Source organism: Pseudomonas sp. LAIL14HWK12:I7 (assembly GCF_000483465.1).
In the GTDB taxonomy this organism is placed as follows: domain Bacteria; phylum Pseudomonadota; class Gammaproteobacteria; order Pseudomonadales; family Pseudomonadaceae; genus Aquipseudomonas; species Aquipseudomonas kermanshahensis.
This window is the reverse complement of the sequence record NZ_KI519605.1, coordinates 177,669-204,538: the sequence shown is the minus strand read 5'-3', so window position 1 is coordinate 204,538 and position 26,870 is coordinate 177,669. Positions and strand designations below refer to the sequence as shown.

Annotated in this window: 23 protein-coding genes; 18 read left to right on the top strand and 5 right to left on the bottom strand. The window is 62.6% G+C overall.

Going from position 1 to position 26,870, the window contains the following annotated elements; all coding sequences use genetic code 11:
* Window positions 1-127 precede the first annotated feature (127 nt).
* Window positions 128-1,636 carry a sigma-54-dependent transcriptional regulator gene (locus D886_RS0120340; RefSeq protein WP_027595647.1) on the top strand — a complete coding sequence of 503 codons (1,509 nt, stop codon included), beginning with the start codon at window positions 128-130 and terminating at the stop codon, window positions 1,634-1,636.
* Here D886_RS0120340 and D886_RS27165 read toward each other — a convergent pair.
* Together D886_RS27165 and D886_RS0120330 are read right to left on the bottom strand one after the other, a co-directional pair.
* Window positions 1,631-2,800, bottom strand: a complete 1,170-nt coding sequence (locus D886_RS27165; protein ID WP_033694297.1) for an MFS transporter — start codon at window positions 2,798-2,800, stop codon at window positions 1,631-1,633. The genes D886_RS0120340 and D886_RS27165 overlap by 6 nt on opposite strands.
* Window positions 2,793-3,605 (bottom strand): alpha/beta fold hydrolase, encoded by an 813-nt coding sequence (locus D886_RS0120330; protein WP_027595646.1) that lies wholly within the window; start codon window positions 3,603-3,605, stop codon window positions 2,793-2,795. Before D886_RS0120330 ends, D886_RS27165 begins: the two co-directional genes overlap by 8 nt.
* 122 nt (window positions 3,606-3,727) lie before the next feature.
* Between D886_RS0120330 and D886_RS0120325 the strand changes: the two genes are divergently transcribed.
* The 12 genes from D886_RS0120325 to D886_RS0120270 all read left to right on the top strand — a co-directional run bounded on the left by D886_RS0120325 (window position 3,728) and on the right by D886_RS0120270 (window position 16,952).
* Window positions 3,728-4,234: a MarR family winged helix-turn-helix transcriptional regulator gene (locus D886_RS0120325; RefSeq protein ID WP_027595645.1), complete on the top strand. Its 507-nt coding sequence runs from the start codon at window positions 3,728-3,730 to the stop codon at window positions 4,232-4,234.
* Between the two features lie 25 nt (window positions 4,235-4,259).
* A complete protein-coding gene (locus D886_RS0120320; RefSeq protein WP_027595644.1) occupies window positions 4,260-5,198 on the top strand; it encodes a LysR family transcriptional regulator in 939 nt (312 codons plus the stop codon).
* A gap of 127 nt (window positions 5,199-5,325) precedes the next feature.
* Window positions 5,326-6,258: a TauD/TfdA family dioxygenase gene (locus tag D886_RS0120315; protein WP_050580772.1), complete on the top strand. Its 933-nt coding sequence runs from the start codon at window positions 5,326-5,328 to the stop codon at window positions 6,256-6,258.
* On the top strand, window positions 6,255-7,736 hold the full coding sequence (locus D886_RS0120310) for an AMP-binding protein (protein ID WP_027595642.1): 1,482 nt from the start codon (window positions 6,255-6,257) through the stop codon (window positions 7,734-7,736). Before D886_RS0120315 ends, D886_RS0120310 begins: the two co-directional genes overlap by 4 nt.
* A gap of 10 nt (window positions 7,737-7,746) precedes the next feature.
* Window positions 7,747-8,346 carry a thermostable hemolysin gene (locus D886_RS0120305; protein WP_027595641.1) on the top strand — a complete coding sequence of 200 codons (600 nt, stop codon included), beginning with the start codon at window positions 7,747-7,749 and terminating at the stop codon, window positions 8,344-8,346.
* A gap of 48 nt (window positions 8,347-8,394) precedes the next feature.
* On the top strand, window positions 8,395-9,588 hold the full coding sequence (locus D886_RS0120300; protein ID WP_027595640.1) for a multidrug effflux MFS transporter: 1,194 nt from the start codon (window positions 8,395-8,397) through the stop codon (window positions 9,586-9,588).
* Window positions 9,589-9,883: 295 nt separating this feature from the next.
* On the top strand, window positions 9,884-10,267 hold the full coding sequence (gene gcvH / locus D886_RS0120295) for a glycine cleavage system protein GcvH (RefSeq protein WP_027595639.1): 384 nt from the start codon (window positions 9,884-9,886) through the stop codon (window positions 10,265-10,267).
* A gap of 11 nt (window positions 10,268-10,278) precedes the next feature.
* Window positions 10,279-13,134: an aminomethyl-transferring glycine dehydrogenase gene (gene gcvP / locus D886_RS0120290; protein ID WP_027595638.1), complete on the top strand. Its 2,856-nt coding sequence runs from the start codon at window positions 10,279-10,281 to the stop codon at window positions 13,132-13,134.
* 138 nt (window positions 13,135-13,272) lie between these two features.
* On the top strand, window positions 13,273-14,649 hold the full coding sequence (locus tag D886_RS0120285) for an L-serine ammonia-lyase (RefSeq protein WP_027595637.1): 1,377 nt from the start codon (window positions 13,273-13,275) through the stop codon (window positions 14,647-14,649).
* 24 nt (window positions 14,650-14,673) lie between these two features.
* A complete protein-coding gene (gcvT, locus tag D886_RS0120280; protein WP_027595636.1) occupies window positions 14,674-15,798 on the top strand; it encodes a glycine cleavage system aminomethyltransferase GcvT in 1,125 nt (374 codons plus the stop codon).
* A gap of 356 nt (window positions 15,799-16,154) precedes the next feature.
* Window positions 16,155-16,367: a cold-shock protein gene (locus D886_RS0120275; protein WP_027595635.1), complete on the top strand. Its 213-nt coding sequence runs from the start codon at window positions 16,155-16,157 to the stop codon at window positions 16,365-16,367.
* Window positions 16,368-16,463: 96 nt separating this feature from the next.
* Window positions 16,464-16,952 (top strand): RDD family protein, encoded by a 489-nt coding sequence (locus D886_RS0120270; RefSeq protein WP_027595634.1) that lies wholly within the window; start codon window positions 16,464-16,466, stop codon window positions 16,950-16,952.
* 222 nt (window positions 16,953-17,174) lie between these two features.
* On the opposite strand, the gene lptG is transcribed toward D886_RS0120270, so the two are convergent.
* A complete protein-coding gene (gene lptG, locus D886_RS0120265) occupies window positions 17,175-18,236 on the bottom strand; it encodes an LPS export ABC transporter permease LptG (RefSeq protein ID WP_027595633.1) in 1,062 nt (353 codons plus the stop codon).
* On the bottom strand, window positions 18,229-19,344 hold the full coding sequence (lptF, locus tag D886_RS0120260; protein ID WP_027595632.1) for an LPS export ABC transporter permease LptF: 1,116 nt from the start codon (window positions 19,342-19,344) through the stop codon (window positions 18,229-18,231). The genes lptG and lptF overlap by 8 nt, the downstream gene beginning before the upstream one ends.
* Before the next feature lie 301 nt (window positions 19,345-19,645).
* On the opposite strand from lptF, the gene D886_RS0120250 reads away from it, so the two are divergent.
* The 5 genes from D886_RS0120250 (at window position 19,646) to rlmF (ending at window position 26,145) form a co-directional block, all read left to right on the top strand.
* Window positions 19,646-21,139 carry a leucyl aminopeptidase gene (locus tag D886_RS0120250; protein WP_027595630.1) on the top strand — a complete coding sequence of 498 codons (1,494 nt, stop codon included), beginning with the start codon at window positions 19,646-19,648 and terminating at the stop codon, window positions 21,137-21,139.
* A 50-nt stretch (window positions 21,140-21,189) separates the two neighbouring features.
* Complete coding sequence (locus tag D886_RS0120245) at window positions 21,190-21,618, top strand: DNA polymerase III subunit chi (protein ID WP_027595629.1); 429 nt, start codon at window positions 21,190-21,192, stop codon at window positions 21,616-21,618.
* A 5-nt stretch (window positions 21,619-21,623) separates the two neighbouring features.
* Window positions 21,624-21,989, top strand: a complete 366-nt coding sequence (locus tag D886_RS0120240) for a hypothetical protein (protein ID WP_027595628.1) — start codon at window positions 21,624-21,626, stop codon at window positions 21,987-21,989.
* A 184-nt stretch (window positions 21,990-22,173) separates the two neighbouring features.
* A complete protein-coding gene (locus D886_RS0120235; protein WP_027595627.1) occupies window positions 22,174-25,020 on the top strand; it encodes a valine--tRNA ligase in 2,847 nt (948 codons plus the stop codon).
* Between the two features lie 174 nt (window positions 25,021-25,194).
* Window positions 25,195-26,145 carry a 23S rRNA (adenine(1618)-N(6))-methyltransferase RlmF gene (gene rlmF / locus D886_RS0120230; protein WP_027595626.1) on the top strand — a complete coding sequence of 317 codons (951 nt, stop codon included), beginning with the start codon at window positions 25,195-25,197 and terminating at the stop codon, window positions 26,143-26,145.
* 51 nt (window positions 26,146-26,196) lie between these two features.
* Here the strand turns inward: rlmF and D886_RS0120225 are convergent, their stop codons facing one another.
* Window positions 26,197-26,478 (bottom strand): HU family DNA-binding protein, encoded by a 282-nt coding sequence (locus D886_RS0120225; protein WP_003255106.1) that lies wholly within the window; start codon window positions 26,476-26,478, stop codon window positions 26,197-26,199.
* Window positions 26,479-26,870 lie beyond the last annotated feature (392 nt).

Below are 26,870 nucleotides of genomic sequence, written 5' to 3'. Positions count from 1 at the left end.
CCCACAGGTACTCCACTATCTTGGGTCCAGCGGGGTACTTGTGGGAGCCGGCTTGCCGGCGATTGGGTTTAACACTGCTCCCAAGGCATACTACTGGCCTCCCCGGCCATGACCATCCGCCTCCCCCATGCGCATCCACGTCAGCTTCATCGACCGCGTCGGCATCACCCAGGAAGTCCTCGCCCTGCTCGGTGCCCGCAACCTCAACCTGGACGCCGTGGAGATGGTCCCGCCGAACGTCTACATCGACGCCCCGACCCTCAGCCCCGCCGTGCTCGAAGAGTTGCACGACGCCTTGTTCGAAGTGCAGGGCGTGCAGTCGGTGGATGTGGTCGACATCCTCCCGGGCCAACGCCGCCACCTGCAGCTCGACGCCCTGCTCGCGGCCATGAGCGACCCGGTACTGGCGGTGGACAGCGCAGGCCTGGTGCTGCTGGCCAACCCGGCGTTGATTGCCCTGTGCGGGCGCGAGTCGGCCGGGCGCTCGGTGGGTGAACTGTTCGGCGACAACGGGCTGCTTCAGGCCCTGCAAGACAACAACTTCCACCTGCCAATGCGCGAGATGCAGCTCAATGGCCAGAGCCTGTTGCTCGACGCCACCCCCATCACCAACGCCGGCGGCCTGCTGACCCTGTACCCGCCGACGCGCATGGGCGAGCGCCTGTCGGCCTTGCACCATGACCACGCCGAAGGCTTCGATGCCTTGCTCGGTGAGTCACCGGCCATCCGTACCCTCAAAGCCCGTGCCCTGCGCGTGGCGGCCCTCGACGCACCCTTGCTGGTACATGGCGAGACCGGCACTGGCAAAGAGCTCGTGGCCCGCGCCTGCCACGCCATCAGCAGCCGCCATGCCGCGCCGTTTCTTGCCCTGAACTGCGCCGCGCTGCCCGAGAGCCTGGCCGAGAGCGAGCTGTTCGGCTATGCCCCAGGCGCCTTTACCGGTGCGCAACGCGGTGGCAAACCGGGGCTGATGGAACTGGCCAACCAAGGCACGGTGTTTCTCGACGAGATCGGCGAAATGTCGCCCTACCTGCAGGCCAAGCTGCTGCGTTTTCTCAGCGACGGCAGCTTCCGTCGCGTGGGTGGCGACCGTGAGGTGAAGGTGGATGTACGCATCATCAGCGCCACCCACCGCGACCTGGAACGCATGGTGGCCGAAGGCACCTTCCGTGAAGACCTGTTCTACCGCCTCAACGTGCTCAACCTGCAGGTGCCACCGCTGCGCGACCGTGGCCAGGACATCCTGATGCTGGCGCACTTCTTCATGCAGCAGGCCTGCACGCAGATCCAGCGCCCACCCTGCCGGCTTACGCCAGCCACCCACTCGGCGCTGCTTGCCAACCCATGGCCAGGCAACGTGCGGCAGTTGCAGAACGTGATTTTCCGCGCTGCGGCCATCTGCGAAGGCAACCTGGTGGACATTGGCGACCTGGACATCGCCGGCACTTCGGTGGCCCGCGGCCAGGACGGCGAAGTGGCGAGCCTGGAGCAGGCTGTGGGCGACTTCGAGCGGGAACTCTTGCAGCGCTTATATGCAAGTTACCCCTCAACACGGCAATTGGCCGGCAGGCTGCAAACGTCGCATACCGCCATTGCGCAGCGGCTGCGCAAGTACGGTATACCCGGAAAGTCATGAGGCCTGTTGAACAGCCCGAAGGTTATTGACCGGACGCAACAGGGTGCTCAACCCCAACAGCACGAAGGCACCGATCATCATCACCGCCCAAGCCCAGTGCAATGAGCTGAGCTGGTCACGCACGATACCGGCGAGCAGTGGCATGCTGGCGGCGATCAGGTACCCACCACCTTGCACGAACGCCAACAGCGCACCGGCCTTGGATGGTGAATCCGCGTGGTCCATGGCAACGATCAACGAGAGAGGGAAAAGCGCCCCAATGCCCAGGCCCAGGCATACCGTCGCCACGGCCGCCAACGCTACCGGCGCGACCATCAGGCACGCCAACCCTGCTATCAACAACAGAATGACCAACACCAAGGGGTGCCTGCGGTCAGGAAAGCGCTGGATCAAGGATGACACGAGCAACCCGGCGAGCACTTCGGTGACGGTCAGTGCCCCCAGCAGGTAACCCGCCTCGGCCGCTGTCCACCCCAACTCGATGTAGAACGGCGGCAACCAGGCCAGCACCAAGGTGTAGGCACCTGTGCCAATGCCGAAGAACAGCAACAGCAGCCAGGCCCGCGCGCTGCGGAAGGGCAATGTCGCCGCCACCTGTCCGCCAGGGGTACCACGCGCTAGCAACAGCCAGACGATCAGGGCGACCAATGCGGGGACGGCAGCGTAGCCCAACGACAGTTGCCAGCCGAACAGGCTCGCGCCGGGTGCTGCCGTGGCGGCGGCCAACGCGGCGCCCGCCATGATGCCGGTGGTGAACAACCCCATCAGCATGCCGGCACTTTGCGGATGGCTGCCTTTGAGGAACGCTGGCATCAGCGCCTGAATGATCGCAATGCCGATACCGCCCAGTGCCGCCGTGGCGATGAGCGCTTCGGCAGTGCTGACGTAGGCGCGTGCAGCGCAGCTCAGCGCAATCAGCACGATGCCTGTCGCCACGCCCGTGGTCTCGCCGACCAGACGCAGCAGCCAGGGGCCGGACAACGCGAACAGGCCCATCATCATCACCGGCAAGGTTGTCAGCAGGCCGGCTTGGGTATTGCTCAGCCCCAGGTCGTGCTGCAGCAACTGCAGCAGCGGGCCGATGGCAGCCATGACCGGGCGCAGGTTCAAGCCGATCAGTATCGCCAGCAACCCGACACAGGCTTTGTTGGGAGTATCAGACATGATGGAGGGGCTCCTGCAGAAACGCACCGGTTACCTGGTTGAATGCCTGTGCCAGCGGTACGTTGAATACGTGCCCCTCGCCAGCGAGGGTGGCCAGGCGAGCGTGACCGATGTTGCTGCAGAGGGTTTCGGCCTCGGCGCTGGGGCTGATCGGGTCAAATTCTGCGGCGAGCACCAGTGTGGCAGCCTCAATGCGTGGCAAATCGCCAGTCAGGTCGTACTGCTTCATGCCCTCGCACCAGCGCACCTGGTTGTGCGCCCGTAACTGCGCCGCCTGGGCGTGCCACGCCTGGTAAAGCCGCTGGCCATCGGGCGAGGCGGCGAAGTCCGCACCCACCAATGCAGGCCAGCTCGATTTGAACCGCTTGAGGCAACCATCCTGCTTGTCTAAGGCGGCCGCCCACTCGCTGAGCAGCCCTCGGCGATGCGCCGTGCTCATGCTGGCGAAGGTGCCGGCAACGATCAGTTTCTCTACGGCGTGCGGTGCATGGCAGGCCATCTCAAGGGCCACCATGCCCCCCAGGGACAAGCCGATCAGCTGGATGCTGTCGAGCCCAAGGTGGTCCAGCAGCGCCAGCATCTCCAAGGCTTGGGCGTGCGCGGTGATGCCTTCGGGTGCATCACTGGATGCACCGTGCCCTAGCAGGTCGGGTACGATGACACGGTGCCCGAGGCCAAGCAGCGCGCTGAGCTGCGGCATCCACGCCCTGCCGCTGTTGCCCAACCCGTGCAGCAGGAGTACAGGGCTACCGGAGCCGGTGTCATGATAATAGTGACGATGCTGTCCATGTATGAAAAAAGCCATGCTGCCTCCTGATCCTTGAGCTTCACCGCGCCAAGATAGCTTAACGTTAAGATTGTTAAAAGGTGCGGGGGTTCAGAAGGTGCGCTGGTTACACATTTCCAGGTTGAACGATGAGTGCAGCAATGAACGATCATGTCGATTTCGTCGTCGCGCAGTGGGCGCAGGCGATGCCTTCCGTGGATGTTTCCTCCATGGAAATCTTTGGCCGAATGGCGCGTATCAGCAAGCACCTGGAGCGCATGCGTGCAGAAGCCCTGGCGCAGTATGGTTTCAAGGAGGGCGAATTCGACGTCCTGGCAACCTTGCGCCGTGCGGGGGCGCCCTACCGCCTGACGCCCACCGAGCTGTATCGCTCGTTGCTGATAACGTCCGGCGCGATGACCAACCGCTTGGCGAGACTGGAAAGCGCCGGCATGGTCGAGCGCATTGCCGACAATCATGACAAGCGCAGCTCCCAGGTGGCCCTCACAGCACAGGGCAAGGCATTGATTGATAAGGCCGTCCTTACCCATACTGAGATCCAGGAGCTGGTACTGGCCCCCCTGAGCGCCGAGCAGCGAGCACACTTCGCTCAGCTGTTGAAGCAAATGCTCGCTCATCTGCCAGGTGAGGGTGCGCCCAGGCAATGAACTGGAAAATTCAGGAGGAATTTTCATGCTTCACAGCAATTACCTGAAGCAATTGGATCTGCAGGACATCGTGGTGTTCATCAACCTGCTCGAACTGCGCAGCGCCAAGCGGACTGCCGAATTGATGAATGTCAGCCAGCCCACCGTCAGTTATTGCCTGAAGCGCCTGCGCGGGTGCTTCGACGACACCTTGTTCTCGTCGTCGCAAGGGGTGCTGAAACCCACCACCAAAGCGGAAAAGATTGCCCCGTACCTGCGCGTGGTGGTCGAGTCAGTCAACCGCTGTGCCGAGGACGACAGCAGCGTCTCGCCACAAGCACAGCGCAAGATCTGGCGCATCTGCGCGCCCGAGTATTTCGAACTGTCCTTCTTGCCGCAGGCGCTGGCGGTACTGTCACGTACCCACGGCAATACCTCGCTGCACCTCGAACGCTTGAGCCGTGACCTGCCGGTGGACCGGCTGATTTCAGGCGACATCGACATTGCCATCGGCTTTGGCCCCGGCTATCACCAGATGCACCCCGAGCTGCAGTGGCAACCCGTGCTCAGCGATGATTTCGTGTGCGTAACCAGCCAAGGCATGCTCGCCAGTGAAGAGGCCATGAGCCTGGACGAGTTCTGTGCGTCGCCCCATGTGTTCCCCACACCGTGGATATCGGAAAAGAACATGGTCGACAGCTGGCTGGACAAGGTTGGCCGATCACGCAACGTGCTGGTGCGCGCCAACGGCTATCAGGCCTGCGTGAATATCGTGGCCGCCGTGCCCGCCACGGTGGCACTGCCCGCACGCCTGTTGCCGCACCTGCGCATCGCGCCTGGGCTTAAGGTGTGCAAACCGCCACTGGGGTTCCCCAGTTTCACCCTCGACATGATCTGGTCGCGCGACCGCAGCGACAGCAAGGATATTTCCAGCCTGCGCACACTGGTCGAAGCGGTGGCGCAAACGCTGTTGACGGAACGATGACCCGGCTTTATTAAATTTTCCCATCGCGTTTAAATTTCTTAAAACCAGCAGCTTGTTCTTTTCACTTACTGTGAGGTCATCGGGTAGCGGTGTTCTACCTGACCCACAGTTCACGGAGGAATAAGTCATGCTGGCGCACGTACAACCCACGGTGTTTCCGTTCTATCGACAACCGACGCCGTGCTACGGTTTTGAATGTATCTATGCCGTCGACCGCGACCTGCGGGTAGGCGATTCAATCAACAGTGCAACACTGTATGAAGACCTCGCCCACAGTGGCGCAATTATCTACCGCGACTTTGCCGATACGCTGCCGGACTTCAACGACTTCGTCAGTGCGCATTCCGCCCGCGTGACATTCGACCCGGCCCGCAAAGCCGCCACGTCCAACACGGCAGAAATCGAGGCCGGGGTGAATGAAATGGGGCTTCACCGTGAGAACGGTAACTTGCCATTCAACCCCGACCTGCAGTGGTTCTACTGCCTGGAGCCTGCAGCCGTGGGCTCTGAGACGACCTTGTGCGACGGCCAACGCGTACTGTTCGACTTGTCTTCGAAAACCCGAAAGTGTTTTGAGAACCGTGAGATCCGTTACAGCCGGCGCATCCCTTGGAACAATGTAAAACGTTTTCTGAGCATTGAACTGCAACTGCCCATCGATGACATTACCGACGAGCATTTGCACCACGTCAATCAACTCGTCAGTGGCCAAACTTACCGTCGCATTGATCAGAACCTGATTGCGTCCGAACTGGTTATCTCCGCGGTTGAAACCAGTTGCTTCAGCGGCAAGCAAGCGTTTTGCAATTCAATGCTCGGCCCCAGCGTCAATTATGAACCGCCGCTTATCACGTGGGCCGATGGTGAAGATATCGCCCTGGATATCTGGGACGAAATCAAAGAAGTCACCGCCCGCAATACCTATAGCCACTTCTGGCAGAAGGGCGACCTGGTGGTAATCGACAACACCCGGGTGATGCACGGTCGCCGACGCCTGGATGACCCCTCACGGCGCATATTCGGCGCGCAAAGCTACCGCATTGGAGGTATCGGCCAATGATCAGCCAAAAAATGCAGGACTACCTGGCCGCCACCCCCGACCGCGTAGTGATCAAGGAAATGAACGGTCGCGCCTACACGTTGCACGAATTGCGCCGTGACGTGATGCGACTGGCCAGTGCCCTCGAGGGGCGGGTTGGCCGCTGCGAACGCAAAGTGTTCGGCATCGCCATGCGCTCTTGCTACGAGTGGGTGTACACCTTGCTGGCGATCCAGAAAGTGGGCGGTGTGTTGCTACCGGTGCCCATCGAGTTCTCCGACGACCAGATCGGCAGCCTGCTGGGCAAGGCAGCGGCAGTGTTCGTCAGCGATGAGCAAACCGCCGGCCGCCTGCACGCTATTTTGCCGGACAAGGCGTGCTTCATCCCCGCGCAACTCATGCACGAGACCATTGGTGATGAATGGCGCCAGGAGGACGAGCTCATCCCGGACGGCATTGTTTCGATCATCCACACGTCCGGCACCACCTCCAAACCCAAAGGGGTGATGATCCGCGACGAGGCCGTCGGGTTGCTGGTCGATAACGTGATGAAGCGCCTGCCACAACAGCCGCTGCACTACTTCTCGATCGTCCCCATGAGTTTGCTGATCGAGCAGGTGCTGGGGGTGTTCATCCCGATTCTGTCCGGCGGCACCTTGACCCTCATGCCCGAAGGCATGACCGAATACGGCGCAGCCAGCGGCAACGCACGGCAGTACCTGCAACTGATAGCACCCAACCAGCCGAACTTCCTGTACCTGCCGCCCAAGCTGCTGGAAGAGGCCAACCTGCTGCTCGAGCACTGCTCGGTCGAGGAACTGTTCGGGCCACAACGCCCGCACATCATCACCGGCGGCGCGAAGATTCCGGTAACGGTTTTGGAAGCCTTGGAAGCGCACGGCGTGCAGGTGTTCGAAGCCTATGGCCTGAGCGAGAACTCTTCGATCATTTCGCTCAACTCACCGGCGCAACGGCGTATCGGCTCGGCAGGCACACTGCTCGATGGTATCGAACCCAAGCTGGTCGACGGTGAATTGCTGGTCCGCACGCCGACCCTCTGCGCCGGTTACTACAACGCCGACGATACTGCCTGCGACCTGTCCGACGGGTATCTGCATACCGGCGATATCGCCGAATTTCGCGACGGTTATCTGTACATCACCGGCCGCAAGAAGCACGTGATCATCCTGTCTACCGCACGCAACATTTCGCCTGAATGGGTCGAGAACGTCTACAAAGAGAGCGCCCTGGTAGACGACATGATCGTCATGGGCGAAGGCAAGGACGAGCCCTGCGCCATCGTCTTGAGCAGCGCCTGCGCTGACTCGGTCCGCCAGGAAATGGCGCGCCTGGAGCACCGGCTCGCCGACTTTGCCAGGGTCAGGCAGATTCGTGTCATCGCTGACATCGCCTCCTTCCGTGATCAGTTCTACACCGTCACGGGGCGGCCACGCAGGGCTGAGATCGAAGCGCGGTTCATCGACCAGATGTACGCCTGAGGAAGCCACCATGTACATCGTGCGTAATTTCTACAAAGGCCGACCTGGCTACCGATGCCTGCAGGAAGCGGTACGTGCCCACTACCTCAAGCACTATGGCGCGACGCCAGAGCCCCAGCCCGATCTGTTCGTCTGCCTGACCGGTGCCAACGGTGGGGCCCCAGGTTACGCCTGTGCGGGGATCAGCTACGGCGATTCCGGCAAGCTGTTCAGCGAGTACTACCTGGATCAAAGCCTGGATGAGCGCTACCACATTGATCGGGCACGCATTGCCGAAGTGGGCGCCTTCGCCTCGTTCCATAGCGGCAGTGGGGCCGGGAAGTACTTGCTCAACAACGTGATCAAGACACTGGCCCTGCGAAATTTCGGCTTGGTGGTGCTGACCGCGACCGAGCAGGTGCGCCAGCTGCTGATCCCCCTGGTAGACACCCTTGAGGACCTGGGCGGTGCCGACCGCAGCAGGCTCAAGGACCCTGGCGTCAACTGGGGCAACTACTACGAACACGGACCACGGGTGGTGGCTTCGCGCCTGTCTGCACCGAGTACCTGGGGCAATGCCCCCGCCCTGGCGCTGAGCCAGCCGCATTTCACCTGCCAGGCATCCGCCTGACCACATCTGGCTCCGGGCATGGCCGTGCCCGGAGCACTGGAGGTAACCATGAACGCAAACAAGCGTTACGAGAATTTCATCGTGTTCCTTGCGCCCCTGATCAACAGCGTCGGGGGGATCGCCATCGACCTGTATGCGCCGAGCATGCCGTCAATCGGGCATGAGCTGGGCGCCAGCCCGTCGCTCATGCAAAACACCATCACCATCACCTTGCTGTTCTATGCCATCGGCCAGCTATTTTTCGGCATCATGACCGATGCGCGCGGGCGCAGGCCGGCAGTAATCCTGGGCCTGGCGCTGTTCCTCAGCGGTAGCCTGCTGGCCACCTTCTCGACCTCCATCGAAATGCTGTTGGTGGCCCGCGCACTGCAAGGTTTTGCGATCGGTGCCTGCCAAGTGGTTGCCCGTGCCTTGCTGGTCGATATCGTCAAGGGCCCGCGCTTTTATGTGGCGATCATCTACCTGAGCCTGGCGTTCGGCCTCGGGCCCGTCATCGCACCCTATGTGGGCGGCATGATCGAGGTCTACCTGGGGTGGCGCTACAATTTCGTCCTGTATGCGGTCTACGCCGTGATCGTGATGGCGTTCGTCCTGGCTGGGCTCAAGGAATCGCTGCCCGCCACTGCCCGTCGCAGTGCCATGCAAACGATGGTGGGCTACCGGTGCATCCTGGCTGATGGGCGCTTTCGTTCTTCGGTCATCGTGCTGGGGGCAAGTTTCTCGGCGTTTCTGCTGTGGAACGTGATTGGCCCGCATATCGTCCAGGAACGGCTGGGCCATGACGCACAGTACTTCGGCACCACGGCACTGGCGGTGGGCAGTTGCTATCTGGTCGGGACGCTGGTCAATCGCGCGTTGATCCGCAGGGTCCAGGCGGCCACGTTGATGTGGACGGGCATGCTGCTGTTCCTGCTCGGCGTGTTGAGCATTGCCGCCATGCCGGCTGGGCTGAACCTGGTCAGCATCCTGGGTGGCATCATGCTTGTCGCGTTCGGCCAGGGCTTTATCTTTTCCAACGCCATGGCCCGCTCCATGTCCCTGTTCCCCGACCGCGCAGGCGTAGCGGCAAGCCTGCAAGGCTGCCTGATGCTGGTGTTCGGGTCGCTGGCGTCGGGCATCGTCAGTGCGCTGCCGTTGGCGTCCAACCTGGCGATCGCGGGCGTGTTCCTGGTGCTCTGGCTGATCTCGCTGTCGGGGATGCTGACGGTGCGCCTGCAACAGCGCCAGGCGTCGCCAGCCTGAGCCAGGTGCCGACCGCTAGGCTTAGATGACGTGTGTGTATTGATTTCAATACATCGTAATGGAATCAATACACACCGACACCGATCTGTATCTATAAGGGTTTGCCACGACTGGCGATTTGGGCCGTGGACCTTCTGTATCGATTTCATTCCGGTCTCGTTTTCACGAGCACTTCGATAATCGATCAAACCATTGATTTATAAGCGCTTTATTTTATTGGCCACATTTTTGCTACAGGAAATCCAACAAGTGCGTGGCTGACCACGCCTACCGCCCTGCTTTTCGAGGATTTCCCATGAGCGAGTTGCGTTTTACTGAAGATCACGAATGGCTGCGCGTCGAAGCTGACGGCAGCGTCACCGTGGGCATCACCGCCTACGCCCAGAACGCCCTCGGCGATGTGGTCTTCGTGCAACTGCCAGAGTTGCAGCAGTATGAGAAAGGCAGCGAAGCGTCCACCGTCGAATCGGTCAAGGCCGCCAGTGGCGTGTACATGCCGCTGACCGGCGAAGTGGTCGAGGTCAACGGCCAGCTCGAAAGCAGCCCGGAACTGGTCAACGAAGACCCGATGGGTGAAGGCTGGTTCTTCCGCTTCAACCCGGCCGACATGAGCGAAGTAACCGCCCTGCTCGACCAGGACGCCTACGACCGCCTGATCAAAGCCAACGACGACGTCTGAGGAACCGCACCATGACCATCAACCTCGGCACCGCCAACGAATTCATCGCCCGCCACATCGGCCCACGCGCCGCTGACGAACAGGCCATGCTCGCCACCCTGGGGTTCGATTCCCTGGACGCCATGACCGCCGCGGTCATCCCCGACAGCATCAAGGGCACCAGCGTGCTCGGCGCTGAAGACGGCCAGAGCGAAGCAGACGCACTCGCCTCGCTGAAAGCCATCGCCGGCAACAACCAGCTGTTCAAAAGCTACATCGGCCAGGGTTACTACAACACCCACACCCCGGCACCGATCCTGCGCAACCTGCTGGAAAACCCGGCCTGGTACACCGCCTACACCCCTTACCAGCCGGAAATTTCCCAGGGGCGCCTGGAAGCGCTGTTGAACTTCCAGACCCTGATCAGCGACCTGACCGGCCTGCCGATCGCCAACGCCTCGTTGCTCGACGAAGCCACCGCTGCCGCCGAAGCCATGACCTTCTGCAAGCGCCTGTCGAAGAACAAGGCCAGCCATGCCTTCTTCGCTTCCAGCCACTGCCACCCGCAAACCCTCGACGTGCTGCGCACCCGTGCCGAGCCGCTGGGCATCGACGTGGTGGTTGGCGACGAACGTGAACTGACCGATGTCAGCGCTTTCTTCGGCGCACTGTTGCAATACCCGGCCAGCAACGGTGACGTGTTCGACTACCGCGACCTGGTTCAGCGCTTCCACGCGGCCAACGCCCTGGTGGCCGTGGCTGCCGACCTGCTGGCCCTGACCCTGCTGACCCCGCCAGGCGAGTTCGACGCTGACGTGGCCATCGGCAGCGCCCAACGCTTTGGCGTGCCACTGGGCTTTGGCGGCCCGCACGCGGCTTACTTCGCCACCCGCGATGCCTTCAAGCGCGACATGCCGGGCCGCCTGGTCGGCGTGTCGATCGACCGCTTCGGCAAGACCGCCCTGCGCCTGGCCATGCAAACCCGCGAACAGCACATCCGCCGCGAGAAGGCCACCAGCAACATCTGCACCGCCCAGGTGCTGCTGGCCAACATCGCCAGCATGTTCGCCGTGTACCACGGCCCAGCCGGCCTCAAGCGCATCGCCCAACGCACCCATGCACTGACCGCCATCCTCGCCGCCGGCCTCAAGGCCATGGGCGTCCAGGTCGTCGGCGACAGCGCCTTCGATACCCTGACGCTGGCCACCGGCGAAGCCACCGCCAGCCTGCATGCCAAAGCCCGTGACCAGCGCATCAACCTGCGCCAGGTCGACGCTGGCCACGTCGGCCTGTCGCTCGACGAGACCACCGCCCAGGCGGATGTCGAAGCGCTCTGGCAACTGCTGGCCGGCGACCAACCGCAACCGGACTTCGCCGCCCTCGCGGCCAGCACGGGCTCGCTGCTGCCGGCCAACCTGCTGCGCCAGTCGGCGATCCTCGAACACCCGGTGTTCAACCGCTACCACAGCGAAACCGAGCTGATGCGTTACCTGCGTCGCCTGGCCGACAAGGACCTGGCGCTGGACCGCAGCATGATCCCGCTGGGGTCGTGCACCATGAAGCTCAACGCTGCCAGTGAAATGATCCCGGTCACCTGGGCCGAATTCGGCAACCTGCACCCGTTCGCCCCGGCTGAACAAAGCCAGGGTTACCTGCAGATGACCACCGAGCTGGAAGCCATGCTGTGCGCCGCCACCGGTTACGACGCGGTGTCGCTGCAACCCAACGCCGGTTCCCAGGGCGAGTACGCCGGCCTGCTGGCCATCCGTGCCTACCACCGCAGCCGCGGCGAAGGCCACCGCGACATTTGCCTGATCCCGTCTTCGGCCCATGGCACCAACCCTGCGACCGCGAACATGGCGGGCATGCGTGTGGTGGTCACCGCCTGTGACGCCCGTGGCAACGTCGATGTCGAGGACCTGCGCGCCAAGGCCATTGAACACCGCGAGCGCCTGGCCGCCATCATGATCACCTACCCGTCGACCCACGGCGTGTTCGAAGAAGCGATCGGCGAAATCTGCGCGATCATCCACGACAACGGCGGCCAGGTTTACATCGACGGCGCCAACATGAACGCCATGGTCGGCCTGTGTGCCCCTGGCAAGTTCGGCGGCGACGTTTCGCACCTGAACCTGCACAAGACCTTCTGCATTCCGCACGGTGGTGGCGGCCCGGGCGTCGGCCCGATCGGCGTCAAGTCGCACCTGGCGCCGTTCCTGCCCGGCCACGCGCAGCTGGAGAACCCGCAGGGCGCGGTGTGTGCCGCACCGTTCGGCAGCGCCAGCATCCTGCCGATCACCTGGATGTACATCCGCATGATGGGCGGTGCCGGCCTCAAGCGCGCGTCGCAAATGGCCATCCTCAACGCCAATTACATCGCCCGCCGCCTGGAAGAGCACTATCCTGTTCTGTACACCGGTGGTAATGGCCTGGTTGCCCACGAGTGCATCCTCGACCTGCGCCCGCTGAAGGACACCAGCGGTATCAGCGTCGACGACGTGGCCAAGCGCCTGATCGACTTCGGTTTCCACGCCCCGACCATGTCCTTCCCGGTGGCCGGCACGCTGATGATCGAGCCGACTGAAAGCGAGTCCAAGGAAGAGCTGGACCGCTTCTGCGACGCGATGATCCAGATCCGCGAAGAAATTCGCGCCGTCGAGAACGGCAGCCTGGACAAGGACGACAACCCACTGAAAAACGCCCCGCACACCGCAGCGGAGCTGGTTGGCGAATGGGCCCACGGCTACAGCCGTGAACAGGCGGTGTACCCGCTGCCGAGCCTGGTGGAAAGCAAGTACTGGCCACCTGTCGGCCGGGTCGACAACGTGTTCGGCGACCGCAACCTGGTCTGCGCCTGCCCGTCGATCGAGAGCTACCAGGACGCCTGATAGCTCATCGGCCCACCGCCTGACCTGTGGGAGCGGGTTCACCCGCGAATGCAATTGTGGACTCACTGACGCATTCGCGGGTAAACCCGCTCCCACAGGGTCCAGTGTCGCCTTCAAGCCTTACCTGGAGGAAGCAGCATGTCACTGAGCGTCTTCGACCTGTTCAAGATCGGCATCGGCCCCTCCAGCTCCCACACGGTCGGCCCGATGCGCGCCGCCGCACGTTTTGCCGAAGGCCTGCGCCGCGACGGCCTGCTGGCCAGCACGGTCAGCGTCAAGGCAGAGCTGTATGGCTCGCTCGGCGCCACGGGTAAAGGCCACGGCAGCGACAAGGCGGTGTTACTCGGCCTGGAAGGCGAGCACCCCGATACCGTCGATACCGAAGCCATCCCCGCCCGCCTGCAGGCGATCCGCGACAGCGGGCACCTGTGCCTGCTCGGCGAACACGACATCGCGTTCGTCGAAAAGCAGCACCTGGCGATGATCCGCAAGCCACTGGCCTACCACCCCAACGGCATGATCTTCCGCGCCTTCGACCACGCCGGCCTGCAGATCCGCAGCCGCGAGTACTACTCGGTAGGCGGCGGTTTCGTGGTCGACGAGGACGCTGCCGGCCACGACCGTATCGTCGAGGACAGCACGCCGCTGCCCTCCCCATTCAAGTCCGCCAAGGCGCTGCTCGGGCACTGCACCGCGCAACACCTGTCGATCAGCCAGGTGATGCTGGCCAACGAGGCGGCCTGGCGCCCGGAGGCCGAGACCCGTGCCGGCCTGCTGCGTATCTGGCAAGTGATGCAGGATTGCGTCGAGGCCGGTTACCGCCATGAAGGCATTTTGCCGGGTGGGCTCAAGGTCAAGCGCCGGGCACCGGCGTTGTACCGACAGCTCAGCCAACACCCGGAAGCCAGCCTGCGCGATGCGCTGTCGGTGCTCGACTGGGTCAACCTCTACGCGCTGGCGGTAAACGAAGAGAACGCCTACGGCGGCCGTGTGGTCACCGCACCCACCAATGGCGCCGCGGGCATCGTCCCAGCGGTCTTGCACTACTACATGCGCTTTGTACCAGGTGCCAGCGAAGACGGCGTGGTGCGCTTTCTGCTCACGGCGGCGGCCATCGGCATTCTCTACAAAGAAAATGCCTCCATCTCCGGCGCCGAGGTTGGCTGCCAGGGCGAAGTGGGCGTGGCCTGCTCGATGGCCGCCGGAGCCCTGTGCGAAGTCATGGGCGGTACCGTGCAACAGGTCGAGAACGCCGCCGAGATCGGCATGGAACACAACCTGGGCCTGACCTGCGACCCGATTGGTGGGTTGGTTCAGGTGCCCTGCATCGAGCGCAACGCCATGGGCTCGGTGAAGGCGATCAACGCCGTGCGCATGGCCTTGCGCGGTGACGGGCAGCACTTCGTCTCGCTCGACAAGGTCATCCGCACCATGCGCCAGACCGGCGCCGACATGAAAAGCAAATACAAGGAGACCGCCCGCGGCGGTCTGGCCGTCAACATCATCGAGTGTTGACCCAATAACAACACCAAGGAGTCACTGATGTCCGAAACACTGCTCAAGACCCCGCTGCACGCCCTGCACCTCGAGCTGGGCGCGCGCATGGTGCCGTTTGCCGGCTATGACATGCCGGTGCAGTACCCGCTGGGCGTGCTCAAGGAGCACCTGCACACCCGCGAGCAGGCAGGCCTGTTCGACGTCTCGCACATGGGCCAGATCATCCTGCGCGGCAGCGACGCTGCCAAGGCGCTGGAAAGCCTGGTGCCCGTGGACATCATCGACCTGCCAGTGGGCATGCAGCGCTATGCCATGTTCACCAACGAGCAAGGCGGCATCCTCGACGACCTGATGGTCGCCAACCTGGGCGATGACGTGCTGTTCCTGGTGGTGAACGCCGCCTGCAAGGACCAGGACCTGGCACACCTGCAAAAACACATCGGCAGCCGCTGCGAGATTCAGCCACTGTTCGAGGCCCGCGCGCTGCTGGCCCTGCAAGGCCCGGCGGCGGTCAAGGTGCTGCAACGCCTGGCCCCGGAAGTGGCTGGCATGACCTTCATGCAGTTCCGCCCGGTCACCCTGCTCGGCGAAGACTGCTACGTCAGCCGCTCAGGTTACACCGGTGAAGACGGTTACGAAATTTCGGTGCCGGCCAACGCCGCCGACGCCCTGGCCCGCCGCCTGCTGGCCGAGCCCGAAGTGCAACCCATCGGCCTGGGTGCGCGCGACTCGCTGCGCCTGGAAGCCGGCCTGTGCCTGTATGGCCACGACATGAACACCGAGACCACGCCGATTCAGGCCAGCCTGCTGTGGGCCATCTCGAAAGTGCGCCGCGCCGACGGTCAACGCGCTGGCGGCTTCCCCGGTGCTGACATCATCTTTGGCCAGCAGCAGCACGGTGTAAAACAAAAGCGTGTCGGCTTGCTGCCGCAAGAACGTACACCGGTACGAGAAGGCGCAGAGATTGTCGATGCATCCGATAACCCAGTGGGCAAAGTCTGCAGTGGTGGCTTTGGCCCAACACTTGGCGCACCGGTTGCAATGGGTTATGTCGATATCGAACATGGCGCGCTAGACACCCCACTGTTTGCATTGGTACGGGGCAAGAAGGTTGCCTTGAAAGTCAGCAAAATGCCTTTCGTGCCGCAACGTTACTACCGTGGCTGAATGCAGAACATGAGGTCGGTGAACAGGCTCGCCCTATTCGATTTCGAACCTGTTCAATAACGAACGAACATGGCGCCAGCCCAGGCGCCATGCCGTTTGCGACAAATTGTTCGGCTATCGGCAAAAGCCCTGTTTTCCTGACGAGCAAGGGCTTGTTTTTCGCGCAGGAGTTGGCGTAGAGTCACTGCACTGTGTTTGCATGGGTCGCAACAGTTCGTGACCTGGGCCAGTAGCCGCAATCTGCTACAACCCGTTCGACGTCTCTTACTTTCCAGCAACCCAGCCCAGTAAGCTTTCATTCAATAACGATGTGAAAGTAACTGTTATCAATTAATAGATTTATAGGAAATAAGAAAATGGCAGCGCGTCAGAACGGTACCGTCAAGTGGTTCAATGACGAGAAAGGTTACGGTTTCATCACTCCAGAGAGCGGTCCGGATCTGTTCGTACACTTCCGTGCCATTCAAGGCAACGGCTTCAAAAGCCTGAAAGAAGGCCAGAAGGTTACCTTCGTAGCCGTTCAAGGCCAAAAAGGCATGCAGGCTGACGAAGTCCAGCCAGAAGCCTGATAATCCCTAAAAAAGAGCCCCTGCGTTGACGCGCAGGGGCTTTTTTTTGCCCGCAGTTCCCTAAAATGGGCCTTTGCCATCTGGAGCTGCAGCGTAATGTCCAAGCCTCCCCTCTTGCCCCAGGGTGACTTCCCGCCCGCTGGGCTAGGCCGCCGGCTGGCGGCGATGTTCTATGACTTTTTGCTGTGCACTGCCCTGCTGATCGTGACGGCGGGCGCTTACAAGATGATCCAGATGGCAATCATCGGCGAGGCCCGCATGCGTGAGCTGACCGATGCCGGGGCGCTGGATGGCGACCCGTTGTTGTCGACGATCCTGGTGTTCGCACTGTTTGGTTTCTTTGCCAAGTTCTGGACCCACGGCGGGCAGACCCTGGGCATGCAGGTGTGGGGCGTGCGGGTGCAGAATGCCGATGGCAGTGCCATCAGCCTGTGGCAGGCACTGTTGCGCTTCGTGGTCTCGATCGCGTCGTGGCTGTGCCTGGGGCTGGGGTTTTTCTGGGCGTTGATCGACAAGCGCAAACGCGGGTGGCATGACATCTATTCGGAGACACAGCTGGTGCGGGTGCCGAAGCAGAAGAAATGACGCTCAGTTACGCACACTCTTCAATGCCGCCACAGTACCTGTAGGAGCAGCCTTGTGCTGCGAAGAGGCCCGTGACAGCAGCCAAGCTTGATTGTGCTGTCACCGGCCTCTTCGCAGCACAAGGCTGCTCCTACAGGCCAAGGTCAAGCACACGCCTAAAGCCAGAATTGAACCCTCAAAAAAGCCGACCCTTAGGTCGGCTTTTGCACTTCGATCAAACCCTCAACCCGCTCGGCGGAGTAACCACAACCCTGCCAGCGCGCAGATCCCGGCCGGTATCACGACCGCCAGCAACGGCGGGAAGCCGAACACCTGGCTCGAAGGGCCTAGCAGGTCCTGGGCGATGCGGAACACGAAGCCCACCAGCACACCGGTAAATACCCGCTGGCCGAGGGTCACCGAGCGCAGGGGGCCAAAGATGAAGGATATCGCCATCAGCACCAGTGCCGCAGTCACGGCCGGCTGCAACACCTTGGTCCAGAACGCCAGCCAATAGCGGGCATTGTTCAAGCCTTGGTCGGACAGGTAGTGGATGTAATCCCACAAGCCTGTGATGGACAGCGATTCCGGCGCCAGGATCACGGTATTGAGCAGCTGCGGCGTGACCGAAACGTCCCAGCGCTCTTCCGGCGTCTTCACCACTTCGGTGTGGTCACCACGGAAATACGTGGTGCTGACATCGCTGAGCTGCCAGTGGTCGTCGTTGTACTGCGCCCGGCGGGCGAAGCTGGAGGTGACGATCTTGCGCTCACTGTCGAAACGGTAGCGGGTCACGCCCAGCAACAAACCATTGGGCTGCACGGCGTTGATGTGCACGAACTCTTCGCCCTGACGGTGCCACATACCCCGCTTGGAGCTCTGCGCCTCACCGCCACCCTGGGCCAGGGAACGGTCGGCCTGGGCCTTGTTTTCGGTGACCGGCGCCACGTACTCGCCAATCAACACGCCCACCAGCATCAGCACCAGCATCGGCTTCATGACCGCCCAGACGATGCGGCCGATGGAAACACCGGCAGCGCGCATGATGGTCAGTTCGCTGCTGCTGGCCAGGCTGCCCAGGCCGATCAGGCAGCCAATCAATGCCGCCATCGGCAACATGTCATACAAACGGCGCGGTGCGGTCAGCAGCGTGAACCAGCCGGCATCCATCACCGTGTAGGTGTCGCTCAGGTCGCTCATCTCATCGATGAAGGCGAACAGCGAAGCCAGGCCGAGGATGATCCCCAGCACGGCCAAAATGGCCATGAGCACGCTCATGCCGATGTAGCGATCCAGTTTAACCACGGGCCACCTCCGCACGACGGGCAGCGCGTTTGAGGCTCAGCGGTTCCCAGTACATCAGCCCAAGCCCGATCAGCAGGAACAGGCCGTGCACCCACCACATGCCCAGGGCGATCGGCAATTTGCCCTTCTCGAGGGCGCCGCGTACGGAAATCAGCATTGTCAGGTAGGCCATGTACAGAAGAATCGCCGGCAGCAACTTGAGGAAGCGGCCCTGGCGTGGGTTGACCCGCGACAGCGGCACTGCCAACAGGGTCACGACGAAGACCAGGATCGGCAACGACAACCGCCATTGCAGCTCGGCGCGTTCGCGCAAACCCTCCTGGCCGAACAATTGCGAAGTCGGAATAGCTTCGCGCTCGGTCACTTCCTCGCTGACTTCAGGCTTGGGCAGCAGTACGCCATAGGTGTCGTACTTGATGGCGCGGTAATCGGCCTGGCCAGGGTTGCCGTCGTAGCGGTAGCCGTTTTCCAGCACCAGGTAGCGGTTGCCATCGGCCTGCACTTCCTGGTGGCCTTTTTCGGCGACCAGTACCGACGGGGCGCGGTCCTTGGTCTTGTCCTGGTTGAAGCGTTTTTCGGAGATGAACACGCCACCAAGGTTGATGCGGTCGTCCGACAGCTGCTCGGTGTAGGTCACCCGCGAGCCATCACGCAGGGTCTGGAAACGCCCAGGCACCAGGGTGTCGAACTCGGTCAGGGCGTCCTGCTGGCTGATGATCTGCTGCACCTGGGCCACGCCCAGGGGCGCCAGGCTCAGGCTTAGCCAGGCAACCAGCAAGGCCACCAGGGCGGCGGGCGCCATGGTCAGGCCCAGCAGGCGCTGCTGGCTCATGCCCGTGGCCGACAGCACGGTCATCTCGCTTTCCAGGTACAAACGGCCGTAGGCCAGCAAAATGCCGAGGAACAGCCCCAAAGGCAGGATCAGTTGCAAGAAACCCGGCAGACGGAAGCCCATGATCAGGAACAGCACGCTCGGGTCGAGCACGCCCTGCGCCGCCTGGGCCAGGTACTTGATGAAACGCCCACTCATGATGATCACCAGCAGCACGGCGCTGACGGCGCTCAAGGTCACCAGGACCTCGCGGGACAGATAACGAAAGACGATCAAACCAGACACTCCTGGGTTGTCAGGGCGGACTGCCAAACATTGGCGCCAAACAATGACTTAGTACAGCCAAGACCAATGTCGGTTCGCCACAGGCGAACCTCCATGTAAAGTGCGCGCATTATCCTGTGATTGACCGCCCCTGTCACTTGGCCGCGCATGAAGCCGCAAAACAGGGTTGTCAGCACGCTGGCCGCAGGCTCAAACTGGCAGCTTTTCCACGGGTACGCGACCACGCGGCCTGGCCCGCCCAGAGCGCTTGAATGCAAAGCGCCAACTGTATCAATCATTCGGGGACCCTGACATGGAACTGGTTGTAAGAAGCGTAGCTGCTGCATCCGTAAAAACCGCCACGCTGGTTGTACCGGTAGGTGAAGGCCGCAAGCTCGGCGCTGTTGCCAAGGCCGTCGACCAAGCCTGCGAAGGTGCCATCAGCGCCGTGCTCAAACGTGGCGACCTGGCCGGTAAACCGGGGCAGACCCTGCTGCTGCACAGCCTGCCAGGCCTGAAGGCCGAACGCGTGCTGCTGGTTGGCAGCGGCAAGGACGAAGCCCTGGGCGACCGCGCCTGGCGCAAACTGGTGGCCAGCGTCGCCGGCGTCCTGAAAGGCCTTAACGGTGGCGACGCCGTGCTCGCCCTGGATGATATCGCCGTCAGCAACCGCGACGCCCACTACGGCAAGTACCGCCTGCTGGCCGAGACCCTGCAAGACGGCGAATACGTGTTCGACCGTTTCAAAAGCCAGAAAGCCGAGCCGCGCGCCCTGAAAAAGGTCACCCTGCTGGCCGACAAGGCCGGCCTGGCCGAGGTCGAGCGTGCCGTCAAGCACGCCACGGCGATTGCCACCGGCATGGCCTTCACCCGCGACCTGGGCAACCTGCCGCCCAACCTGTGCCACCCAAGCTTCCTCGCCGAACAGGCCAAGGAGCTGGGCAAGGCGCACAAAGGGCTCAAGGTCGAAGTGCTCGACGAGAAGAAGATCAAGGACCTGGGCATGGGCGCGTTCTACGCCGTGGGCCAGGGCAGCGACCAGCCGCCACGCCTGATCGTCCTCAATTACCAGGGCGGCAAGAAAGCAGACAAGCCGTTCGTGCTGGTGGGCAAGGGCATCACCTTCGACACCGGTGGCATCAGCCTCAAGCCAGGCGCCGGCATGGACGAGATGAAATACGACATGTGTGGCGCCGCCAGCGTGTTCGGCACCCTGCGTGCGGTGCTCGAACTGCAGCTGCCGATCAACCTGGTGTGCCTGCTGGCCTGCGCTGAAAACATGCCGAGCGGCGGCGCTACCCGCCCGGGCGACATCGTCACCACCATGAGCGGCCAGACCGTCGAAATTCTCAACACCGACGCCGAAGGCCGCCTGGTGCTGTGCGACGCCCTGACCTACGCCGAACGCTTCAAGCCCCAGGCGGTGATCGACATCGCCACCCTGACCGGCGCCTGCATCGTCGCCCTGGGTAGCCACACCTCGGGCCTGATGGGCAACAACGACGACCTGGTCGGCCAACTGCTGGATGCCGGCAAGCGCGCCGACGACCGTGCCTGGCAGCTGCCGCTGTTCGACGAGTACCAGGAACAACTGGACAGCCCGTTCGCCGACATGGGCAACATCGGTGGGCCGAAGGCCGGCACCATCACCGCAGGCTGCTTCCTGTCGCGCTTCGCCAAGGCCTACAACTGGGCGCACATGGACATCGCCGGCACGGCCTGGATCAGCGGTGGCAAGGACAAGGGCGCCACTGGCCGCCCGGTCCCGCTGCTGACCCAGTACCTGCTGGACCGCGCTGGCGCCTGATGCCGTGAGGCCGGTGGCGCCTTGCGCGCCACCGGCCGGCAGAGACCACCATGAGCAAAGTCGATTTCTATATCCTGCCCACCGACGCCTTGTCGGCGCGGCTCGATTTCGCCTGCAAACTGTGCGAAAAAGCCTGGCGCCTCGGCCACCGGGTCTACCTGCATTGCCAGGATGCCGAACAGCGCAGCGAACTGGACCAACGCCTCTGGCACTTCAAGGGCGAAGCCTTCGTGCCCCACGACCTCGCGGAATTGCACGCGGATGCCACGGTGGCCTTAGGGATTGCCGAGCATGCCGGGCAACACAGCGACCTGCTGATCAACCTGGGCGCTGGCGTGCCTGCGTTCGTCGGCCAGTTCGAACGGGTGGCCGAGATCGTCGTCGAGGAGCCAGGCATCCGCCAATCGGCCCGTGAGCGGTTCCGTTTCTACCGCGAACAGGGCTATGCTCTGCAAGACCACCGCTTACAGCGACTTTGACGACGATGGACAAGCCCTCCCCTTTGCCCGACTCCGCCCATCTGCTCGATGACCTCGAGTCGATCCGCCAGTTACTTGGCGACGCCGACCTGCAACCGCCGCTGCTGACCGAGACGGTGGAGCAGATTCCACTGTTACTGGACGAACCCGCCGGCAACCCCGTATCGGCCGTCGAGCCGATCGCCGCAGCCCCCGAGGAAGACTCGCAAACCCGCCGCCAGGACACCTTGCTGCACCTGGAAAGCGAGCTGCGCGCCGCGGCGCAGGCGATCATGCAAGACGTGATCAATGACTTTACCCCGCATATCGAGAACGAAATCAAGCGCCGGCTGGATGCGCGTATTGAGCGCTTGATCAAGCGTTCTGAGTGATATTCCGGGGCCGCTTTGCGGCCCATTCGCGGCACAAGGCCGCTCCTACAGGGATCGCGGTGCCTGTGGGCGCGGCCTTGTGTCGCGAAAGGGCTGCAAAGCAGCCCCCGGCCTGTCGCCTAAACCCTGTGCCTTCGTTATACTTTTCGGCTTTCCCGAATAAATGCACAGGGTCCCGCCGCGCATGGATAAGACCTACCAGCCGCACGCTATCGAAACTTCCTGGTACAACACCTGGGAGTCCGAGAACTATTTCGCTCCACAAGGTGCAGGTGAGTCCTACACCATCATGATCCCGCCGCCGAACGTCACTGGCAGCCTGCACATGGGCCATGGGTTCAACAACGCGATCATGGACGCCCTGATCCGTTTCCGCCGCATGCAGGGTCGCGACACCCTGTGGCAGCCGGGCACCGACCACGCCGGTATCGCCACGCAGATGCTGGTCGAGCGCCAGCTCGAGGCCAAAGGCCAGAACCGTCATGACCTGGGTCGCGAACAGTTCCTGGAAAAAGTCTGGGAGTGGAAGGACCAGTCCGGCGGCAACATCAGCCGTCAGATCCGCCGCCTGGGCTCGTCGGTCGACTGGAGCCGTGAGCGCTTCACCATGGACGACGGCCTGTCTGAAGCCGTCAAAGAAGCCTTCGTGCGCCTGCACGAAGACGGCCTGATCTACCGCGGCAAGCGCCTGGTCAACTGGGACACCAAGCTGCACACGGCCATCTCCGACCTCGAAGTGGAAAACCACGACGAGAAGGGCCACCTGTGGAACCTGCGCTACCCGCTGGCCGACGGCGCCAAGACCGCCGAAGGCAAGGACTACCTGGTGGTTGCCACCACGCGTCCGGAAACCCTGCTGGGTGACGCTGCCGTCGCGGTCAACCCGAACGACGAGCGCTACCAGGCCCTGATCGGCAAGTTCGTCGAGCTGCCGCTGGTCGGCCGCCGCATCCCGATCATCGCCGACGACTACTGCGACCCGGAATTCGGCACCGGCTGCGTGAAGATCACCCCGGCACACGACTTCAACGACTACGAAGTCGGCAAGCGCCACAACCTGCCGCTGCTGAACATCTTCGACAAGAACGCGATGGTCCTGGCCAATGCCCAGGCCTTCAACCTCGACGGCAGCGTCAACGAGCAGGTCGACACCACCCTGCCCGCCCAGTACGCCACCCTCGACCGCTTTGTCGCGCGTAAGCAGATCGTCGCCGACCTGGACGCCCAGGGCCTGCTGGTCAGCATCGACGACCACGCCTTGAAAGTGCCGAAAGGCGACCGCTCGGGCACCGTCATCGAACCGTGGCTGACCGACCAGTGGTACGTCTCCACCAAGCCGCTGGCAGAGCCTGCCATCGCCGCCGTGGAAGATGGCCGCATCCAGTTCGTGCCCAAGCAGTACGAGAACATGTATTTCTCCTGGATGCGCGACATCCAGGACTGGTGCATCAGCCGCCAGCTGTGGTGGGGCCACCGCATCCCGGCATGGTACGACGAGGCCGGCCAGGTCTATGTCGGCCGTGACGAGGCTGAAGTCCGCGCCAAGCACAACCTGGGCGCCGATGTTGCCCTGCGCCAGGACGACGACGTACTCGACACCTGGTTCAGCTCGGGCCTGTGGACCTTCTCGACGCTGGGCTGGCCAGAACAGACCGAGTTCCTCAAGAAGTTCCACTCCACCGATGTGCTGGTCACCGGCTTCGACATCATCTTCTTCTGGGTTGCGCGCATGATCATGCTGACCATGCACCTGATCAAGAACGAGGACGGCACCCCGCAGGTTCCGTTCAAGACCGTGTACGTGCACGGCCTGGTGCGCGATGGCCAGGGCCAGAAGATGTCCAAGTCCAAGGGCAACGTCCTGGACCCGCTGGACATCGTCGACGGTATCACCCTCGACGCCCTGCTGGAAAAACGCACCAGCGGCATGATGCAGCCCAAGCTTGCCGAGAAGATCGCCAAGCAGACCAAGGCCGAGTTCCCGGACGGCATCGCCAGCTACGGCACCGACGCCCTGCGCTTCACGTTCTGCTCGCTGGCCTCGACCGGCCGCGACATCAAGTTCGACATGGGCCGCGTCGAAGGCTACCGCAACTTCTGCAACAAGATCTGGAACGCCGCCCGCTACGTGCTGGACAAGGGCGAGGACTGCGGCCAGAACGGCGAAGCCTACGAGCTGTCGCTGGCCGACCGCTGGATCATCTCGCAACTGCAGCGTACCGAAGCCGAAGTGACCCGCCAGCTGGAGCAGTTCCGCTTCGACCTGGCCAGCCAGGCCCTGTACGAGTTCATCTGGAACCAGTATTGCGACTGGTACCTGGAACTCTCCAAGCCTGTGCTGTGGGACGAGAACGCCCCGGTCGAGCGCGCCCGTGGCACCCGTCGCACCCTGGTGCGCGTGCTGGAAGTGGCCCTGCGCCTGGCGCACCCGTTCATGCCGTTCATCACTGAAGAAATCTGGCAGCGTATCGCGCCGCTGGCTGGTATTCAGGGCAAGACCATCATGCTGCAGCCGTGGCCGGTGGCCAATGAAAGCCGCATCGATGCCGCTGCCGAAGGTGACATCGAGTGGCTCAAGGAGCTGATGGTCGGCCTGCGCAACATCCGCGCCGAAATGAACATCGGCCCGGGCAAGCCGCTGCCACTGTTCCTGAAAAACGCCAATGCCGACGACCAACGCCGCCTGCAGGAAAACGAAGCCCTGCTGAAGAAACTGGCCAAGGTCGAGTCGTTCACCGTGCTCGGCGACGCCGACGAAGCGCCACTGTCGGCCACCGCACTGGTGGGCGATCTGCAGGTATTGGTGCCGATGGCCGGCCTGATCGACAAGGACGCCGAACTGGCTCGCCTGAACAAGGAGATCCAGCGTCTGCAGGGTGAAGTCCAGCGCGTGGGCGGCAAGCTGTCCAACGCTGCCTTCGTCGACAAGGCACCGCCTGCGGTGATCGAGAAGGAGCGCGCCAAGCTGGCCGAGTCCGAACAGGCCTTGGCCAACTTCACCGAGCAGCATGCGCGGATTGCAGCGCTGTAACCTGACAATGCTGACCTGACCAGCGAGGGCTTCGCCCTCGTTCGCGGCACAAGGCCGCTCCCACAGGAATTGCGCTGCCTTCAAGGAGCCTCACTATCCTGTGGGAGCGGCCTTGTGCCGCGAAGGGGCCGCACAGCAGCCCCCTGGCCAGCACCTGCAGCACCGGACCTGACCATGACCCAGAAACCCACCCTGCACCCGCGCAACCGCCACCAGGGTCGCTACGACTTCCCCAGCCTGATCAAGGCCCACCCTGACCTGGCCCGCTTCACCATCACCAACCCGCACGGCAAACCCAGCATCGACTTCGCCAACCCCGAGGCGGTACGGGTGTTCAACCGCGCCTTGCTCAAGGCCCAGTACGGCATCCAGCACTGGGACATCCCCGCCGACTACCTGTGCCCGCCCATCCCCGGTCGCGCCGACTACATCCATGTGCTCGCCGACCTGCTGGGCGAAGACAATGCGGGTGAGATCCCCAAGGGCGCCCAGGTGCGCGCATTGGACATCGGCGTGGGTGCCAACTGCATCTACCCGCTGATCGGCCACAGCGACTACCGCTGGCGCTTCCTGGGGTCGGATATCGACCCTGTGGCACTGGCGTCGGCCAAGGCCATCGTCCAGGCCAATGGCCTGAGCAAGGCCATCACTCTGCGCCAGCAGGCCAACCGCACGCACATTCTCAGCGGCCTGTTGCAGGCGGACGAGCGCTTCGACCTGACCCTGTGCAACCCGCCCTTCCATGCCTCACGCGAGGAAGCCACCCGCGGCAGCCAGCGCAAGTGGAAAAACCTGGGCAAGCAGGACCCCAAGCGCAAACTGCCCGTGCTCAATTTCGGCGGCCAGAACAACGAACTGTGGTGTGAGGGCGGCGAGATCCGCTTCGTGACGCAACTGGTCGGGGAAAGCGCGCAGTACGCCGAAAGCGTACTGTGGTTCACCAGCCTGGTGTCCAAGGCCAGCAACCTGCCAGGCATCGAGGCTGCGCTGAAAAAAGCAGGCGCCAAGGCCGTGCGCATCATCGAGATGGGCCAAGGGCAGAAGCAGAGCCGCATGGTCGCCTGGAGCTTCCAGGACGACAACGCGCGCCAGGCCTGGCACGCACGGCGTAAAACACAAGGCTGAAAAAAACCGCGCCCGGGCAAGCCGGGCGCGGTTTCGTCACAGCGTCAACAATTACTTGTTGATGGCGTCGGTCAGCACTTTGGCTGGCACGAACTTGACGACTTTCTTGGCAGCGATTTCGATGGCAGCGCCAGTCGAAGGGTTGCGGCCGGTACGGGCAGGACGCTCGGAGACTTTCAGCTTGCCGATGCCTGGCAGGGTGATTTCAGCGCCGTTTTCCAGTTGGTCAGCAACGATCTGGCCCAGTTGCTCCAGTGCGTTTTTGGCGGTGGCTTTTGGCGCGGCGATCGATTCGGCGATGTCGGCAATCAGTTGGTCTTTGGTCAATGCCATGGTGATGTTCCTTCCCTATCAAATTCAGTAGTTAAGCAGCGAGCTACGACGTTATCGGGCCAGCCCCTGAATTCTGGAGGGCCGCGCCAATCGCGTATGTAGATACGTAAATCGGCGTTTGGTTCGACACGACGCTAGCGTGCTGCCAGCAATGCGCCACGCGAGGGGCGCAAGACCGCGCAAAGCTACCACAGGAATGGATAAATATCCGCTGCGCACTTCGATTTAATGCAGGTTTTTCGGGGGTTTTAGCTTAAAACGCACAAAACTGAACAAAAAACGAACAACCGGCATTTCTGCCAACATCCGGCCACTGCATCACCTTGTCTCTGGGGTAAACTGGACGACTTTTGCAGCGCGGCCGTGCACCGCCCCCAGACTCGCCGAGGACT

Bases quoted from the DNA above. Each gene is read 5' to 3' on its own strand.
- D886_RS0120300 (WP_027595640.1), top strand. From the start codon at position 8,395: ATGAACGCAAACAAGCGTTACGAGAATTTCATCGTGTTCCTTGCGCCC.
- D886_RS0120245 (WP_027595629.1), top strand. From the start codon at position 21,190: ATGAGCAAAGTCGATTTCTATATCCTGCCCACCGACGCCTTGTCGGCG.
- rlmF (WP_027595626.1), top strand. From the start codon at position 25,195: ATGACCCAGAAACCCACCCTGCACCCGCGCAACCGCCACCAGGGTCGC.
- D886_RS0120305 (WP_027595641.1), top strand. From the start codon at position 7,747: ATGTACATCGTGCGTAATTTCTACAAAGGCCGACCTGGCTACCGATGC.
- gcvH (WP_027595639.1), top strand. From the start codon at position 9,884: ATGAGCGAGTTGCGTTTTACTGAAGATCACGAATGGCTGCGCGTCGAA.
- D886_RS0120325 (WP_027595645.1), top strand. From the start codon at position 3,728: ATGAACGATCATGTCGATTTCGTCGTCGCGCAGTGGGCGCAGGCGATG.
- D886_RS27165 (WP_033694297.1), bottom strand. From the start codon at position 2,800: ATGTCTGATACTCCCAACAAAGCCTGTGTCGGGTTGCTGGCGATACTG.
- D886_RS0120320 (WP_027595644.1), top strand. From the start codon at position 4,260: ATGCTTCACAGCAATTACCTGAAGCAATTGGATCTGCAGGACATCGTG.
- D886_RS0120315 (WP_050580772.1), top strand. From the start codon at position 5,326: ATGCTGGCGCACGTACAACCCACGGTGTTTCCGTTCTATCGACAACCG.
- D886_RS0120340 (WP_027595647.1), top strand. From the start codon at position 128: ATGCGCATCCACGTCAGCTTCATCGACCGCGTCGGCATCACCCAGGAA.
- D886_RS0120330 (WP_027595646.1), bottom strand. From the start codon at position 3,605: ATGGCTTTTTTCATACATGGACAGCATCGTCACTATTATCATGACACC.
- D886_RS0120310 (WP_027595642.1), top strand. From the start codon at position 6,255: ATGATCAGCCAAAAAATGCAGGACTACCTGGCCGCCACCCCCGACCGC.
- D886_RS0120285 (WP_027595637.1), top strand. From the start codon at position 13,273: ATGTCACTGAGCGTCTTCGACCTGTTCAAGATCGGCATCGGCCCCTCC.
- D886_RS0120235 (WP_027595627.1), top strand. From the start codon at position 22,174: ATGGATAAGACCTACCAGCCGCACGCTATCGAAACTTCCTGGTACAAC.
- D886_RS0120275 (WP_027595635.1), top strand. From the start codon at position 16,155: ATGGCAGCGCGTCAGAACGGTACCGTCAAGTGGTTCAATGACGAGAAA.
- D886_RS0120270 (WP_027595634.1), top strand. From the start codon at position 16,464: ATGTCCAAGCCTCCCCTCTTGCCCCAGGGTGACTTCCCGCCCGCTGGG.
- D886_RS0120250 (WP_027595630.1), top strand. From the start codon at position 19,646: ATGGAACTGGTTGTAAGAAGCGTAGCTGCTGCATCCGTAAAAACCGCC.
- D886_RS0120240 (WP_027595628.1), top strand. From the start codon at position 21,624: ATGGACAAGCCCTCCCCTTTGCCCGACTCCGCCCATCTGCTCGATGAC.
- gcvP (WP_027595638.1), top strand. From the start codon at position 10,279: ATGACCATCAACCTCGGCACCGCCAACGAATTCATCGCCCGCCACATC.
- D886_RS0120225 (WP_003255106.1), bottom strand. From the start codon at position 26,478: ATGGCATTGACCAAAGACCAACTGATTGCCGACATCGCCGAATCGATC.